Annotated in this window: 16 protein-coding genes and 1 pseudogene; 4 read left to right on the plus strand and 13 right to left on the minus strand. The window is 50.7% G+C overall.

All coding sequences use genetic code 11. The features are described 5' to 3' along the window. Positions 1-6 precede the first annotated feature (6 nt). The 3 genes from RJ38_RS04365 to RJ38_RS04375 form a co-directional block, all read right to left on the minus strand. A complete protein-coding gene (locus RJ38_RS04365) occupies positions 7-462 on the minus strand; it encodes a disulfide bond formation protein B (protein ID WP_039017669.1) in 456 nt (151 codons plus the stop codon). After that, entirely contained in the window at positions 459-1,037 is a 579-nt protein-coding gene (locus tag RJ38_RS04370; RefSeq protein ID WP_039017670.1) for a YqaA family protein, read from the minus strand. The genes RJ38_RS04365 and RJ38_RS04370 overlap by 4 nt, the downstream gene beginning before the upstream one ends. 136 nt (positions 1,038-1,173) lie before the next feature. Then, complete coding sequence (locus tag RJ38_RS04375) at positions 1,174-1,791, minus strand: sulfotransferase family 2 domain-containing protein (protein WP_039017671.1); 618 nt, start codon at positions 1,789-1,791, stop codon at positions 1,174-1,176. A gap of 199 nt (positions 1,792-1,990) precedes the next feature. Between RJ38_RS04375 and recA the strand changes: the two genes are divergently transcribed. The 3 genes from recA (at position 1,991) to RJ38_RS04390 (ending at position 6,213) form a co-directional block, all read left to right on the plus strand. After that, entirely contained in the window at positions 1,991-3,067 is a 1,077-nt protein-coding gene (gene recA / locus RJ38_RS04380) for a recombinase RecA (RefSeq protein ID WP_039017672.1), read from the plus strand. 200 nt (positions 3,068-3,267) lie between these two features. After that, positions 3,268-5,922, plus strand: a complete 2,655-nt coding sequence (alaS, locus tag RJ38_RS04385) for an alanine--tRNA ligase (protein ID WP_039017673.1) — start codon at positions 3,268-3,270, stop codon at positions 5,920-5,922. 3 nt (positions 5,923-5,925) lie between these two features. Next, positions 5,926-6,213, plus strand: coding sequence for a DUF1330 domain-containing protein (locus RJ38_RS04390; protein WP_039017674.1), 288 nt, complete (start codon positions 5,926-5,928; stop codon positions 6,211-6,213). A gap of 216 nt (positions 6,214-6,429) precedes the next feature. Here the strand turns inward: RJ38_RS04390 and RJ38_RS04395 are convergent, their stop codons facing one another. Then, positions 6,430-6,681: a hypothetical protein gene (locus RJ38_RS04395; RefSeq protein WP_039017675.1), complete on the minus strand. Its 252-nt coding sequence runs from the start codon at positions 6,679-6,681 to the stop codon at positions 6,430-6,432. A 394-nt stretch (positions 6,682-7,075) separates the two neighbouring features. Here RJ38_RS04395 and RJ38_RS04400 point away from each other — a divergent pair. Next, positions 7,076-7,277: pseudogene (locus tag RJ38_RS04400) on the plus strand (transposase); the annotation flags it as partial. A gap of 252 nt (positions 7,278-7,529) precedes the next feature. Here the strand turns inward: RJ38_RS04400 and RJ38_RS04405 are convergent. From RJ38_RS04405 to RJ38_RS04445, 9 genes are all read right to left on the minus strand, one after another. Next, a complete protein-coding gene (locus tag RJ38_RS04405) occupies positions 7,530-8,756 on the minus strand; it encodes a beta-ketoacyl-ACP synthase (protein WP_039017676.1) in 1,227 nt (408 codons plus the stop codon). Continuing rightward, positions 8,753-9,478 (minus strand): 3-ketoacyl-ACP reductase FabG2, encoded by a 726-nt coding sequence (locus RJ38_RS04410; protein ID WP_039017677.1) that lies wholly within the window; start codon positions 9,476-9,478, stop codon positions 8,753-8,755. The genes RJ38_RS04405 and RJ38_RS04410 overlap by 4 nt, the downstream gene beginning before the upstream one ends. Before the next feature lie 6 nt (positions 9,479-9,484). Then, positions 9,485-9,940 carry a hotdog family protein gene (locus tag RJ38_RS04415; protein ID WP_039017678.1) on the minus strand — a complete coding sequence of 152 codons (456 nt, stop codon included), beginning with the start codon at positions 9,938-9,940 and terminating at the stop codon, positions 9,485-9,487. A 3-nt stretch (positions 9,941-9,943) separates the two neighbouring features. Next, positions 9,944-11,131 carry a beta-ketoacyl-[acyl-carrier-protein] synthase family protein gene (locus RJ38_RS04420; RefSeq protein ID WP_039017679.1) on the minus strand — a complete coding sequence of 396 codons (1,188 nt, stop codon included), beginning with the start codon at positions 11,129-11,131 and terminating at the stop codon, positions 9,944-9,946. Then, positions 11,124-11,543, minus strand: a complete 420-nt coding sequence (locus tag RJ38_RS04425; protein ID WP_162183548.1) for a DUF3261 domain-containing protein — start codon at positions 11,541-11,543, stop codon at positions 11,124-11,126. The genes RJ38_RS04420 and RJ38_RS04425 overlap by 8 nt, the downstream gene beginning before the upstream one ends. A gap of 134 nt (positions 11,544-11,677) precedes the next feature. Further along, positions 11,678-12,910, minus strand: a complete 1,233-nt coding sequence (locus RJ38_RS04430; RefSeq protein WP_039017681.1) for an NAD(P)/FAD-dependent oxidoreductase — start codon at positions 12,908-12,910, stop codon at positions 11,678-11,680. Further along, the gene (locus RJ38_RS04435) at positions 12,907-15,231 is read right to left on the minus strand and encodes an MMPL family transporter (protein WP_039017682.1); all 2,325 of its coding nucleotides are present in this window, start codon (positions 15,229-15,231) and stop codon (positions 12,907-12,909) included. Before RJ38_RS04435 ends, RJ38_RS04430 begins: the two co-directional genes overlap by 4 nt. Beyond that, the gene (locus RJ38_RS04440) at positions 15,228-15,815 is read right to left on the minus strand and encodes a LolA family protein (protein ID WP_039017683.1); all 588 of its coding nucleotides are present in this window, start codon (positions 15,813-15,815) and stop codon (positions 15,228-15,230) included. The genes RJ38_RS04435 and RJ38_RS04440 overlap by 4 nt, the downstream gene beginning before the upstream one ends. Then, the gene (locus RJ38_RS04445) at positions 15,812-16,219 is read right to left on the minus strand and encodes an acyl-CoA thioesterase (RefSeq protein WP_039017684.1); all 408 of its coding nucleotides are present in this window, start codon (positions 16,217-16,219) and stop codon (positions 15,812-15,814) included. The genes RJ38_RS04440 and RJ38_RS04445 overlap by 4 nt, the downstream gene beginning before the upstream one ends. Positions 16,220-16,221: the final 2 nt, after the last annotated feature.

The following is a 16,221-nucleotide window of genomic DNA, read 5'->3' on the forward strand; positions in this document are numbered from 1 at the left end:
ATACAGTTAGCTGCGGCGCGACGCCATGATCCAAATGCAGAATAAGCCAAGTGAAACCAACGCGTTCCATCCTGCCATTGAGATTCCAAACATATCCCATGGGATCTCGTCGCAACGTACCAATGGCGCATTCATGATCTGATTGAACAGATCATCTGTCGACATGCCACCAACAGGACCAGATGTGCAGCTGTCAGGCCCTTCAAAGATGCCTTTTTCCACACCCGCGTGGTAAAACCCGATCAGCGAGGTAATTAGGGTCGCCACCGCACCAAGCCAAGCAAACATGCGCTGCTTCATAGCCAGCGCCAGAACTCCGGCAAGAATTGCGATGCCGTGTGGCCAGCGCTGCCAGATACACATTTTACACGGGGGCAGATCGCCCAAATATTGAAAGCCAAAAGCGCCCAGCAATAATGCGGCTGACCCAGCCGTAGCAATCAGAATGAATGTCTTGTTCATAGAAATTTCACCGCCCAGAATCCCGCTAGTAGAACGACAACAAAGAGAGAGAACATCAAGCCCAAACGACGTTCAATAAAGTCGCGGATCGGCGTGCCGAAATTCCATAAAAGACCAGCGACAATGAAGAACCGCAACCCGCGTGCAACGATAGACGACAAGATGAAGATCGGTAGGGAAAGCCCTGTAACACCAGAGAAAATCGTGATTACCTTATAGGGGAACGGGGTTACGCCGGCGATCAAGACAGCCCATGCGCCATAATCGTTAAACTTGCCCGACATCTCGATGAAAGCATGTTCCTTGCCGTAGAATTCCAACAGGGGGGTTCCGATGGTTTCAAACAGCACGGATCCAATGAAATACCCGGCCAAACCACCCAACACCGATGCGACCATTGCAACTGCGGCAATGACAAAGGCTTTTGACGGACGTGCCAGGATCATCGGGATCATCAATAGGTCTGGTGGGATAGGAAAAAACGAGCTTTCCGCAAAGCTGACAAGGGCGAGAAACCACAATGCGTGCCGATGCGTCGCTAGGTTAATTACACTGTCATATAGCCGTCTGATCATTTGAAACCTGCATATTCGTTGCCTGTGTTTCGGCTACTCCTTGGGCGGGGTCAAGCACAAGCCAGGTTAAGGGGCTTGGCGTGGCGAAAATATGCGGGTTTGCGACTTATGGGTTTTGTTCAAATCCAAAGATCGCCTATTTGATGTCTTGGCAGTAGACGCCGGCCTCGACCTGTTCATATAGGGCGAACTCGGCTGATCTGGCGTCCATCAAACGGGCAAGACACGCATCACTCAGGGACAAAGGGGCAATCTCAGACATGTTTGCATCTGGAATCTCAAATGAAATTTCCAACCGCTTTTCCAAATAGGTGAACAAATCGTTGATCCGCGTATAGGGGTAAATACGGTCGGCGACAGGGGTTTCACCTTCGGCACACAGAAACCGGAACTGCGATCCAACATGGGCGAAAGGTGGGGGATTTTTGCTGATCACCGCGTCAATGAATTCTTCAAAACTTATGTTGGCAGTGCTGTTTTGATTGCCGTCAAGTTCTTTGCGCGCCCGGTACCGATACCAACTGCCCAGCCATTCCAGCGGATCGCGCATGACCGCGACTTGTTCAAATTCCCCCGGATCAAGCGGCGAAAACAGTTTTCGAAAGTTCCGCATTGTCCCGGCTTTTGCATGTTTTAATCGGGGCGGGCTTTTGAATTGGATGTCGGCAAAGGGATGCAGCACAGATTCAATTGCAGAACTTCCCGTCTTTGGGACCGCAAGGTAAACAAGCCGCTTTGGCCAAAAAACCAACATTTATCGTTCCTTTTTAAGGTGTTAGTAGATTTTCAAAAAATCAGTACCATCGTAAACCAATTGTTAAGCGACATCTACAAAAGTATAAATATAAAATTTCAATTGAAATGTTCTCTTTTTACCCTCATACATGAGAACAACACAAGAACAAAAGAAGAATTGCCGGGTGAACCTCGGTGTGAAATAAGGACGTTAACTTATGGCAACGGCAGATTTACTGAACATGACTGATAAAAAAAGCAACGACCGCCAAAAAGCGCTAGATTCGGCGCTTGCGCAAATCGAACGTCAATTCGGTAAAGGTTCGATTATGAAGCTTGGCGATGGCAACGCCATCCAAGAAATCGAATCCACATCGACGGGATCGCTTGGCCTTGACATCGCCCTTGGGATTGGTGGTTTGCCGAAAGGTCGGATCATTGAGATCTATGGCCCTGAAAGTTCAGGTAAAACCACATTGACGCTGCACTGCATCGCAGAAGAGCAGAAAAAAGGCGGTATCTGCGCCTTTGTAGATGCGGAACACGCGCTTGATCCGCAATACGCCAAGAAATTGGGCGTCAATATTGACGAGATGCTGATTTCTCAACCAGATACTGGCGAGCAATCTCTTGAAATCGTTGATACTTTAGTGCGTTCCGGCGCGGTAAGCATGGTTGTTATTGACTCTGTGGCCGCTTTGACGCCGAAATCTGAGCTGGAAGGCGATATGGGCGATAGTTCTGTGGGTGTGCATGCGCGTCTGATGAGCCAAGCCATGCGTAAACTCACTGGCTCCATCTCACGTTCCAAGTGTATGGTCATCTTCATTAACCAAATTCGCATGAAAATCGGTGTGATGTTTGGGTCTCCCGAGACGACCACTGGCGGGAACGCTTTGAAATTCTACAGTTCAGTGCGTTTGGACATTCGCCGCATCGGTGCCATCAAAGACCGTGATGAAATCGTCGGCAACCAAACCCGTGTGAAAGTGGTTAAAAACAAGGTTGCGCCACCGTTTAAACAGGTTGAATTCGACATCATGTATGGCGAAGGCATTTCGAAGATGGGCGAATTGCTTGATCTTGGTGTGAAAGCCGGTGTCGTCGATAAATCGGGGTCATGGTTCTCATATGGTGATGAGCGCATTGGTCAGGGGCGTGAAAATGCCAAGAACTATTTGCGTGAAAATACCCGCACTTCGCTAGAGATCGAAGATAAAATTCGCGCGGCGCATGGGTTGGAATTCGATATGCCACCCGGCATGGGCGACGATGACGCTGTCGTCGACAGTTAAGGTCTGAGGCCTCGCCATCAAGGCGACGTGACAGAAATCCAGAATGGATTGTGAAAAACCCTCGGGAGCAGAAGCTTTCGGGGTTTTTTTCTTGTTAATTTGCAAAAGCCTTGTTGCTTTGGTGTTCACCTGTGGACAGGGCGGCTGAGCAGATATAAATGTCATAAAAGCCCGTTACCAAACGCGAAAGACAGCTGATTATGCCCGGATTAAACGATATACGTTCTACCTTTCTGAACTTTTTTGACAAAAATGGTCATGCGGTGGTCGAAAGTTCGCCGCTTGTGCCGCGTAATGACCCAACATTGATGTTCACAAACGCCGGCATGGTCCAGTTTAAGAACATGTTTACCGGTGTTGAAACGCGGGATTATCAGCGCGCCACAACCAGCCAAAAATGTGTACGGGCAGGCGGCAAGCACAATGATCTGGATAATGTGGGTTACACCGCGCGTCACCACACGTTTTTTGAAATGCTCGGGAACTTCAGTTTCGGTGATTACTTCAAAGAAGAGGCAATCGCGTTCGCTTGGGATATGATCACCAAGGAGTTCGGCATTAACAAAGATAAACTTTTGGTAACAGTTTATCATGACGATGACGCAGCCGCCAATATCTGGAAAAAATACGCAGGTCTTTCGGATGATCGCATCATCCGCATTGCAACCGATGACAACTTTTGGTCCATGGGCGCGACGGGGCCTTGCGGCCCGTGCACTGAGATTTTCTATGATCACGGCGATCACATTTGGGGTGGCCCTCCCGGTTCGCCTGAAGAAGATGGTGATCGGTTTATTGAAATCTGGAATCTCGTGTTCATGCAATATGAACAGTTCGAAGGCGGTCGCCGCGAGAACCTGCCAAAGCCTTCAATCGATACCGGCATGGGGCTGGAACGTATTGGCGCGCTGATGCAGGGCAGCCACGATAACTATGACACCGATCTGTTCAAAGCACTGATCGAAGCTTCCGCGCATGCCACAAGCGTTGATCCTTATGGTGATAAAAACGTGCATCACCGGGTGATTGCTGACCACTTGCGGTCCACATCCTTCCTGATCGCGGATGGGGTTTTGCCATCGAATGAGGGTCGTGGTTATGTGCTGCGCCGTATCATGCGTCGCGCCATGCGCCACGCACATATTCTTGGCGCGAAAGATCCAGTGATGCATCGTTTGGTGCCTGAGTTGGTTGCACAAATGGGGCAGGCTTTCCCTGAACTTTCGCACGGTCAAACTATGATTGAAGAAACGCTTCTGAATGAGGAAACCCGTTTCCGTCAGACACTTGACCGGGGTTTGACCCTGCTTGATGCAGAGGTTTCTAAACTGCCTGACGGCGCTGATCTTCCTGGCGAGGCGGCATTTAAGCTGTATGACACATATGGTTTCCCGCTTGATCTCACACAAGACGCTTTGCGTGAACAGGGCCGTGGTGCGGATGTTGATGGTTTCAATACGGCGATGGCAGAACAGAAAGCCAAGGCGCGCGCGGCTTGGTCCGGTTCTGGTGATGCAGCGGATTCTACCATCTGGTTTGACATCGCAGATAAGAACGGTGTGACTGAATTCTTAGGCTATGACACCGAAGTTGCTGAGGGTCAGGTGCTGGCTTTGGTATCCGGTGGCAAGACACAAGACACAGCGGCTGAGGGCGATGAAATTCAAATCACTTTGAACCAAACGCCTTTCTATGCCGAAAGCGGCGGGCAGGTTGGCGACAGCGGTGCTCTGTTCACTGAAACTGGCGAAGCCATTATTACAGACACGCGTAAAACCGCAGGCGTATTTGTTCATATTGCCAAAGTGACGCGTGGGACAGTTTCGGTTGGGCAGGGTGCTGAACTGAAAGTTGATCGCACACGTCGCAGCCAAATTCGCGCGAACCACTCAGCGACGCACCTGTTGCATGAAGCTCTGCGCGTGCATTTGGGCGATCATGTTGCACAACGCGGATCGCTTAATGCGGATGATCGTTTGCGCTTTGATTTCTCGCATAACTCGGCGATGTCTGAGGCCGAAATTAAGCAAGTTGAACAGGATGTTAACACTTTCATCCGTCAGAACACTGCGGTTGAAACCCGGATCATGACGCCGGATGATGCCCGCGCCCTTGGTGCACAGGCGTTGTTTGGTGAAAAATACGGCGATGAAGTGCGTGTTGTTTCCATGGGTCGCGAAAGCGGTTCTGGAAAAGGCACGGATGGCGACACTTATTCGCTTGAGCTTTGCGGCGGTACACATGTGCGTCAAACCGGTGATATCGGGATGTTTGTCTGTCTTGGAGACAGTGCCAGTTCCTCAGGTGTGCGCCGGATCGAAGCGCTGACCGGGCAGGCGGCGTTTGATTACCTTGCCGCACAAAATGACCGAATGAATGATCTTGCAGGCAACTTGAAAGCCCGCGCTGAGGATGTTCCGGAACGTGTGAAATCTCTGATGTCTGAGCGTAAATCTTTGCAAACCGAAGTGGCTGATCTGCGCAAACAGCTGGCGATGGCCGGTGGTGGCGCAAGCCCGGATGCGCAAGAAGTGAATGGAATCAAGTTCTTTGCGCAACTTGTTGAAGGTGTTTCTCCGCGTGATTTGCCATCTTTGATTGACGAACATAAGTCCCGTCTTGAAAGCGGTGCTGTTCTGTTGATCGCTGATGCAGGTGGCAAGGCAGCAGTTGCGGCTGGGGTCACCGATGATCTGAAAGACACGCTTTCTGCCGTAGATCTTGTGCGCGCTGCCGTGCCCGAATTGGGGGGCAAAGGCGGCGGCGGTCGTGCCGATATGGCGCAAGGCGGCGGTAAATCAATTGAAAACGCTGAAGCTGCGATCAACGCGGCAAAAGCCATTATCGGAGGATAGATTATGGGTGCTCTCTGGATCGCACATGTCACTGTGACGGATGAAGAAGCTTACGGCAAATATGCCAAACTGGCGGGGCCTGCGATTGCGAAACATGGCGGTGAATTCATCGCGCGCGGTGGTCGTTTTGTTCAACTTGAAGGCAAGGAACGCCCGCGCAATGTCGTCGCGAAATTCCCTGATGTTGATACGGCAGTCGCCTGTTATCACAGTCCCGAATACCAGGAAGCGCTGAACCACGCGCGTGGTGCTTCTGAACGGGAACTGATGGTCGTTGAAACCAGCGAATGAATCTTCCCCTGAAGTTTCACATTTTCCGCCAAGATTTCAACGTCTTGTTTCCAGGTCGCCAGTACAGGATATATTAGGTGGATTTAAAAATGAACAACTATATGGAAACATAGATGAATATGAAAAGCAGCCTTGCAATTGCGGCACCATTGCGTCCACTCGTAAGAGCTCTCCCGCAGGTGAAATTTTTGCGGAAGAACTAATTTTGAATCCAGATTAACCGTTCAGATCTGCAACGATTCCATCAAGCAACGTACAATCATTTGTTTCCGTCGCAGCATTCATTGCTTCTTCCAGATAGGTTGAAAGCTCCATCATTTTGCCAGGATTGGTAACAGCCAAAGCTTGCATCCCGGCTGAGATTTCTAGCGTTTGCGCTTGAATATACTCTGCGTTACATTCTGCCGAAGCAGCAGTAGCTATTGCGGTGAATGCAACAGCGGTCAGGATTTTAAAACCGTTTTTCATCTTAGTTTTCCTCTTTCAAGTTAATATTTTTGAGATACTTCTAAGCAGTATTTCCACCGATTTAGGCGACGACCGTCACCTCTGGGTCGTGATCTCGGCAAGATGGATATTCCCGAGCTACAAAAGGAGGGCTTGCGCTGTATCACAGCTGCGTATTGACAGCATTAAAGCCCGATCCGCACGTTATAAGTGAGAACGTCCCGCTCATCGGTTGTTGTGCAGCAGGAACCATAAAATTACGCTATTCAACTGTTGGGGGGCTATTTCGTATCTGTGCACAAAAAGGGGGAAGCCTTGTCAGCCCCTCAAAAACCGGAAATGATCCGTTAACGGATCATATTGGACCTGCCGCAGTTTGGTGCCGCTTCTTTGATAGCATTTACTGCAATGAACTATGGGACTGAAACGGACGGGCGAATTTCGCCAAGATGCGGTGCGCATCGCACTGACGAGCCGGCTAACGCGTAAGCAGGTGGCGGATGATCTTGGTTGTTGGTATGTCGACGCTAAACAAATGGATCACCCAGCATCGAGACACGGACGTGATGTCAAAAGCGGATAAACGAGCACTTGGGGCGGCACGAAAGCGGGACAGGTCCAGTGCGATTTCATCATACAGTGAAGCCGAGGGGTGGATCCAAATTAGTACTCGAAGATGGTAGCATTCACTTAGTTCAAGCATCCGCTCTTAATCGGCCGCGTGCAACGCATCGTACAAACACGGGGCCGGTTTCTTTTTTAATACGTATTCTGGCTCTGCTGATGCTGTAACACCCGGTGCACGATCCCAAAGAGATAGCGTGTCAACATCACCAAAACTCACGCGGAAATTTGGTGGGAGTATGCAGTTAGGTCAAGCTGAAGATCAAAGATGTGTTTATCCCGCCAAAGGAAAAGTTATTAGACATGAGTGTGCTAACACCACCATTTGAACTGCTATCATTCCAGTAGTTTAATGCCGCGCATTCAGGATCGACGTGTTCAAGGTTCGCTGTTTTCGGAAACCAGTTAGACCGCATCATTTCGATCGCGAGCCAGGCTTCTATCGCGCCACATGCGCCTAAGGTATGGCCGAAGTGGCCTTTCAGGGTGTGAAAGGGCACTTTATCCTCAAAGACTGCATGCGTCGCGTGGGATTCTGCGACGTCTCCTCGGTCCGTAGCTGTGCCATGGCCGTTAATTAGTTCAATATCTTCCGGCGTGAGGTCCGCATCTTTCAAGGCCAAACGCATGGCTGCTTCCATCGTTTTCGCAGTCGGTTGCGTGACGTGGCTGCCATCAGAATTTGTGCCAAACCCCAGGATTTCCGCATAGATCTTTGCGCCCCGTTGCTTCGCATGGTCGTATTCTTCAAGAATTAACGTCCCGGCACCTTCGCCAATGACCAATCCATCGCGATCTTGATCGAAGGGACGGGGGCTTTGACTAGGGGCATCATTACGGGTGCTCGTCGCGTAGAGAGAGTCGAAGACAGCGGCCATGGAAGGGCAGAGTTCCTCAGAGCCCCCGGCGATCATAACATCCTGTTGACCGTATTTAATCGCCTCATAGGCAAAGCCAATGCCCTGACTGCCAGACGTGCATGCACTGGAGGTTGGGATGATCCTGCCATTGGTGCCAAAGAACACACCGATATTCACAGCGGCAGAGTGGCTCATCATTTTGACATAGCTGGTGGCGGTCAGATTGTGCATCGTCCCCTTGTCCATCAGTTCGGCGAAGGCGCTGATGGGTTCTGTGCTGCCAAAAGACGAACCATATGACACACCAAGCCGTCCAGAACGGAGTATTTCATCATCCAGCAACCCGGCATCAAGAAGGGCGTTTTCTGTTGCGTAAACAGCAAGTTGTGCCACGCGCCCCATGCTGCGGAGCTTCTTTCGTGGGTAGCGCCCTGAGATGTCAAACCCATCAACAGGCCCCGCAAGCCGGGTGTTCAGGTCAGTATAACGATCCCATTCCGGCATATGTCGGATACCGGTTTTTCCAGCTTCCATCTGTGCTCGGATAGCGGGCCAATCCTGGCCAAGGGATGTGACCCCGGCCATGCCTGTTACAACAACGCGACGGGTCATAGCATCCCTCCGTTCACGCCAAGCACCTGGCGTGTCATATAGCTTGCATCAGGCGAGCAGAGAAAAGACACTGCCCCTGCAACCTCATCTGCGGTTCCCATACGGCGCATAGGCACGGCACCTGCCACAAAATCCTTTGGAATATCTTGTACCATCTGTGTTTCAATCAGGCCTGGGGCAACGCAATTCACGGTGATTTTACGTTTGGCCAATTCAACAGCCAAGGCTTTTACTGCGCCAATCAGGCCAGCTTTAGATGCGGAATAATTAACCTGTCCGCGATTGCCCATTTGACCAGATACAGATGACATCGCCACAATGCGTCCGCCTTTGCGGGCACTGATCATTGGCATAATAAGTGGATGCAGAACATTGTAAAACCCATCAAGGTTTGTGCGTAGGACCGTATCCCAACCTTCGGGTGACATTGCAGGAAATGCATCATCACGGGTGACACCCGCATTCAGCACAGCACCGAAATAGGCGCCATGCTCTGATATATCCTGTTCAAGTTTAGATTTGCACTCTTCCCGATCCGAGATATCAAATTGCAGCAAACGACCCGTCCCCCCTGCATTTTGAATGCTATCGAGGGTTTCATTGGCACCAGTTTGATCACGGCCATAGTGGACGGCTATACCAAAGCCATCCTGGGCCAATCGCACAGCAATCGCGCGCCCAATGCCTTTGCTTGCGCCTGTTACAATTATTGTTTTTTCCATGCGTATCTAGCCTAATTCACGGAGGTTCGTGCCTTCAAATTCCAGCGGTTGATAAACGTTAAGACGCGCATTTGCCAGCATCGTTTCGTCTTTGTTCACCTGACAGTCAAATGAGGACATATCACCGAAATCATGTACCAACGAAACATGTATGGTGAGCGTCTCACCAAGGGAAAACTCTTGACGATTGAGGCTGAGGCGCCTTGTGCTGATCAGATACCCTTCGCGGATAGGCTGATCCGCATTTCGGGCCCTGATGCCACTGAAACAGGCCACGGATTGGGCCATATATTCCAAGCCAACATAAGCGGGTACAGATCCATCGTATAGAAACGGGGATGCTTCTGTGATGGTGACTTTGGCCTGTAACGCATCCTCTGAATATTGATCGATGGTATCAATCAGGATCATCGGGGCTGCGTGGGTGATAAGCTCTGAAATCACATAATCTGGGTGTGACATGATTTATCCTTTCCCCATGATCAGGCTGATGTTGTTGCCACCAAAAGCAAATGAATTGCTGAGCAGGGCTGTTGCCCCTTCCGCTGATTGCTGTCCGATTTTGGCGAAATTCGACAATGGTATATCTGGGTCGCTACACCCATCCCATAAATGTGGCGGTACGGGCAATGTGGCGTCGTTACAGGTTAACATCAGCCACAGAAAAGCGGCCTCATTTGCGCCAGCTGCCCCAAGCATATGACCTGTCATCGCCTTGGTTGAACTGCATAAGATATCAGGGCCAAACAATTGGGCAACAGCACGCCCTTCCATGGCATCATTTAATGGGGTCGCCGTGCCGTGCAGATTGACATATCCAATATCAGCGGCGGTGAGATTGGCGTCTGTCAATGCCGCGTCCATCGCGCGCAAGGCGCCTGTGCCTTCAGGATCCGGGGCGTTGATGTGATGCGCATCCGATGTTTCCCCTACGCCAAGCAAAACTATATCCGCAGGGGTACGGGTCAAAAGGAACGCAGCCGCGCCTTCGCCGATATTGATGCCATCACGATTCACACTGAAAGGGTTGCAGATATCGGCGGATAAAGAACTTAGCGCATCAAAGCCATTCACCGTCAGCCGACACAAGGTATCTGCGCCGCCGACAATTGCCGCGTCACACATGCCGGCGTTCATATATCGGCGGGCAGCAGCAATAGCTTTTGCACTGGAGGTGCAGGCGGTTGAAATCGTGACAGCTTGCCCCTTAAGCCCATAATATTTTGCGACGAATTCAGACAGGCCCGCGGGTTCCTGAAATTTGTAATCATAGGTGTCGGGAAATGACCCTGTGTTGATTTTCTCAATGATCCCGGGTTCCGCATCAGATAGCCCCATTGTGCTGGTGCCCAGTACAACAGCAACCCTGTCAGCGCCATAATGGTCGATCGCCTGACGGATTTCGGTGTCTATTTCTTGAAGGGCCAATAACATCAGACGATTATTTCGTGTGTTGTAATGAGGCATTTCTATCGGAATCTGGGGCAGGGGCGTTGTCACCGCCCCGACGCGAACAGTTTGATCCGTCAGCAATCCTTTCCGCCAGACCATGCCCGATTGCACTCCAGAGAAAAGATTGGCTGCCACTTGCTTTTTACCGACCCCCAATGGGTTCACGATCCCCAATGCACTCATATAAACTAGGTTATTCATTGGTGGCCTCAGCGGATTGGATCTCAACTGTCAGGTGACGCATTGGATCCCTTAAAGTTACAGATCCAACATAGCTTACACCGGGGGTAAAATCATAGTCTATCCGAATGTCCGGCCCGATGTCTCGGTGGATCAACCGGGCATCAGGCGCGGTGCTGATTTGTGCGCCCCTGAGCAATGCTTGCAATTTATCAAGCGGCCAATAGATTAAAACTAGGTCCGCAAGCACGCTTTCAGGTTGGACAAGATCCGGCAGCCAATCGGCAGTGTTGCTGTCAAAACCATCCACGCCCCAGCGCAGATCCATTGCACGCCGTCCCAGCATATCCAGAGCCACCATGCGGATTTCAGTGTCAGCTAGCTGCAAGCGCGCCTGCACAATAAGCTTATGCGAACCGGAGTTTACAGACATTTGCTGTGTCAGATCTGCCGTGCGATCCGGAGATACCCAGTTCGCGGTGCGTAGGTCAAGGACCGGTTTTGAACCAGGTTGTCCTGTGGGGGCAGCACATCCAACCAAGGTAAATATGACAAGGATGGTGTAAATTATTCGCATTGTAAGGCCACCAAATTCAGGTATTTTTTAGGGTTTCGAACAAAGACATTTGTCTCATCCCAGGCATATCCGGCCAAAACAGATACAATCTGACGGCGCACGATGTCACCTTCTGGCGATGGTGCCAATACAATTTTCTGTAGACTTCCTTCGTACCAAGCTTCTACGAAAGCCTTGAAACATTGCACGCCGACCGCGAGGGGGGCATCAAATTCCTGCTGCCAGTCAACCGTTTCACCTTTCAGTTGTCGCAACAGCGGGGCGATCAGAAGTTCAGCGGATTTCATGGCCACGGTTACGCCTGATGAAAAAACCGGATCGAGGAACTCTCCCGCATTTCCCAGCAAAGCAAATCGATCAGATGAGAGGGTGGTGACGTTGCTGGAGTATCCACCAATTGTCGCTGCGGGACGTTTTTCGACGGCATCGGACAGCAATTCGTGCAGATGTGGGTTCTCAGCGATCAACTGCCATAACTTGTCAGAGGCATCCCCCGTCAGGCCCGCCTGATATTGGGGTGTGGTGATTACACCGACAGAGGCTTTCCCATCGGTGAAGGGGATCAACCAGTACCAGATGTCGCTGTGATCTGGGTGGATGGATATCAAAATCTTATTGCGATCAAAGTCTTTTGTCACAAGATGATCCGAGATATGGGTGAAGATGGCTTGTCGAACCGGAAAATCAGATGGCGCTTCAAGGTTCAGAAGTCGCGGCAAAACCCGCCCGTAACCACTTGCATCGACAATAAAACGACATTCTACCCTGAAGGTTTCGCCCTTTTCATTATGGACGTCTACATGGGCACCTGTGCTATGCAGTTCTACCGCATCAACGCTATGGCCAAAGCGCACCTCAACACCCATCTTCTGGACTTCATCGGTCAGGATTTTGTCAAAACACGCGCGCTCCACCTGAAAGGTGGTACCGTGCCCAGCCGTTGTTTTCTCGGAAAATCTGATTTCCGAACGTCTATCCTGTTGGGAGAACGCCGCGCCATCCTTTAGCTGAAACCCGGCGTTTTTTACGGCCTCATATAGACCGGCTTTTTCGAGCAAATCCATGGATTGCGCCAAGAGGCTTTCACCGATCACAAAACGAGGGAAATGTGTTTTCTCGACAATCAACGCAGAAATACCCTGCTGAGCAAGGAAGGCCGCAGCCATGCTTCCTGCTGGACCTGCGCCGATAATAAGAACGTCGATGTTTAGTGTTTGTGTCATAATTCAGCTTTGTTTTCAGTGGTGTGTCGGCCAAGCGGGGCCAGTAGAAATGCAAGAGTAACCCCAGTCAGTATCGTCACGCCGAAGGCATGTACCGCGTATTGTTGACTGAAGGCGAGTAGGCCAAAAGCCAGAAGTGTCGAAAGGGCAGACAATGTGTTCGCAAGGAAGCTGATGTGCAGATCGTCTGCGGTGCTTTCGGCAAAAAATAGGACGTAATCCAGTCCCAAGGCGAGAACCAGGATCAGTGCGATCGCGTTGAAGAACGTGAATGTGCTGCCCAGGATTGCTAAGATTAAGGGTGTCAGGACGACTGCTAATATCGGAATGGCAGCAATACGAAGCCCTCGCGATAAACCATAACGCAGGGTTAAGAATATTGCGATGACTGCGCTAGCAATAGCGAGTAGATACAATGATTGCACTCGATATTGTGCTAATGTCGTGCTGATTTCAGCGGTGGTATCGACAAATTTCACACTGTCATCGCGTTGGGCCAGCGCGATCAGTATATCCAGATCTTGGACACCATTCAACAACACCATCTGTACGAACTGCCCTTCCTTGTCGGTCAGTGTCAGGCGGGTAACTGCGTCGAATTCTGACAAATCTGAAGGGACAAGAAATTCCTCGGCTTGGGTGTCGTACCCGGCTTTCGTTTCATAACCTATCCCCGTCAGATAATCCGTAAGCTGTCCATCCAGTAAGGTTGCTGCAATCCACGTGCGATTTTCCGTCTGACGCGCAACGGACGGCACAAGCGAGGACACAGCCGAATAGCCAGTAAGCGCCTGATCTGCAATCAATCGATCAAGGCCGCTGACAAGACGTTCTTCGGCCTGTAGAGCGAGCTCTCGACTTGTGCTTTCGACCAGGAAATACTGCCCGGCTTGATCATTGCCGATGATATCCTGAATTGCCTGATGTTCGGTTTGTAATTCAGCGGGCAAACCTTGCAGTCGGCGGGTATCATCATCCGATTGAAACCGGATCATACCAAACCCGATAACCAATATACCTAGGACAAGAAGCATCCTTTGGGACCTTCTGTGCGAGCCGCTGCTAAGAATGATCGTTTGGGTTTTATGGGCCAGGCCGATTATCCAATCGGGCGCCTCCTGTTCTGATGCACGATCCAGAAATGGGAAAACAAAAACCACGGTCAAATATGACATCGCAAGGCCCGACATGAAGAACAACGCGATTTGCTGCAATCCTGGAAAAGGGGTGAGCGCGAAACAGGCAAACCCGATCAGCGAGCTTATAAACCCCATGGTTAATCCGTTAAAGATTGAAGCGATACGTTGCTTAGGGGACTGTGCATCGCTTGAAAATCGGCCACAACAATAGTGGAATGCGTAGTCGACTGAAACACCAAGCAGGCCAACGCCAAACACCAAAGACATCAGGTGAATTTTTTCGAATATCGCGAGGTTCACAGCCAAACCAACGACCGCCCCGGATGCCATTGCAACCAAGGAAAAAAGAAGGGGTCTGAAGCTTCGAAAGACCATAAACACCAGTGCCAAAATACCAAAAATAGAGATCATCCCCACAGAGGATACTTCGCTTTTTGCACTTTGCGTGGCAGCGGAGGCGTAGAAAATGCTTCCTGCTTTCTGAATTTCAAGCGCGGGGATTTCGCCTTGTAGATCTTCTAAAAGTGCCGTCACAGCTGGGACAAAACGGTTTTGAAAACCGGGGGATGCAACAGGGCCATTAATTTTTGCATCTATGATGAAATGAAACCGATCCTTGTCAGCAATAAATGGCAACTGGCGGGTGGGATCAATGTCAAAGCTGTGGGTGTTAAGCCCGGTCATAAAACGCGGAAACAGCAGATAAGGATCGTTGCGCAGCACATCTTGGTCGACAATGCCAAAAGGGGAATACAATTGCGCGAGGGCGCTTTGCCGGATCCCTTCTGGATTGTTTTGGGTCATAAATACGCGATCCTGCGCGGACAAAAGCCCCAGTCGGAAGGGAAATAACGCGGTACCGATTTCCTGCGTATCAGATGTGGTTTGTGGTGTAGGTGGCGTTTGAATTAAGTTTTGATCAATCAACACTTTACGAAGTGACGTTGCAGCGCTTCCAGCGCTGGATTGTTCCGTATGTGACACCACAAAGACCACACGCTGAGACACGTCTGTCGTGATCCGATTGCGTGCATCAACGGCCCAGGGTTCTTCGGTGGTTTTTTGTGGTAATAAAGCGAGCATATCACTTTCGAGCGGCAAACCCGCGCTAAGGCGCACACCGATTACCGCAAGCGCCAACGCCAGAATGCCAAGCCAACTACAGATGCCTACTTTCGTCACCGAAACAGCCTCGAAACCTGGCGTATTTCTCGTAGCGGCCGGATGCGATGCCCGGTGAAACGGATCACATCACGATCCCCATTCCGGCGGAATATCTCAGCGGTTTCGATATAGTCAGCACCCGTCAGTTCAATGGCACGGATAGGACCACGACCGGGCGGCACATAGGTTAGTTTCCAGCCCTGTTCATGGGGTTCGCGCCGTGCGGAAAATTCACGTTCCAACCGGTCCCAGTCGCCTTGTAACACGGCGGCAAAGATCAGATGTAAGGCATCCGCCCCCGGAAGTTGGGACACCGGGACTTGCATCACCTGTTGCCCCTGAACCATTTGCCGGATGTTGTCTTCGCCCACGATCAGATCGCTGGCAAAGGGGGTTATCGTTCGCCAGGCAACACCTTTTTCCGGAAGCAGGTAAAATTCACCGGCAGAACGTGTCGCGCCGTTGAACCCTTCGAGGTACCGGTCTTGTTCAAATTGCGCACTTAAGGCCTGGCCATCTTGCAAGGTAATGCTCTGTGCGACGGCGGCTAGTGGCAGCAAGCACGCAAAGATCAGGCCTGCGAATAAAGATTTTGGTCTCATAGTAAGTCCGGCACCTTTTTCAGAAAAACATCGGGAGAGACAAAACACATCTCTTCAGTCTTGGTGTTGACCGCGACCTGGATGGTTTCGCCTTTTGTCAACTTCGTACCGGTTTCAAGGTCTGTGATCACATATCGGATCTTCATGCGGTTCTCGACCTCAACAAACGTGGCGGTGACCCGGATTTCTTGCTGAAACTTCAGGGGACGGACATATTTGATGTGCACATCGACGATTGGCCAGATGTACCCACTGTCGTGCATTTCCACGTAATTATACCCGATCTTGTCAAGGAGTTCACAACGTGCCTGTTCGAAGAATTCCAGATACTTCCCATGCCAGACGATATTCATCGGATCTAGATGGTAGAACTGAACTTTCAGATCAACGGATGCTGAGATCATAT

Origin of the sequence: Halocynthiibacter namhaensis (assembly GCF_000812685.1) — a bacterium.
Taxonomy (GTDB): domain Bacteria; phylum Pseudomonadota; class Alphaproteobacteria; order Rhodobacterales; family Rhodobacteraceae; genus Halocynthiibacter; species Halocynthiibacter namhaensis.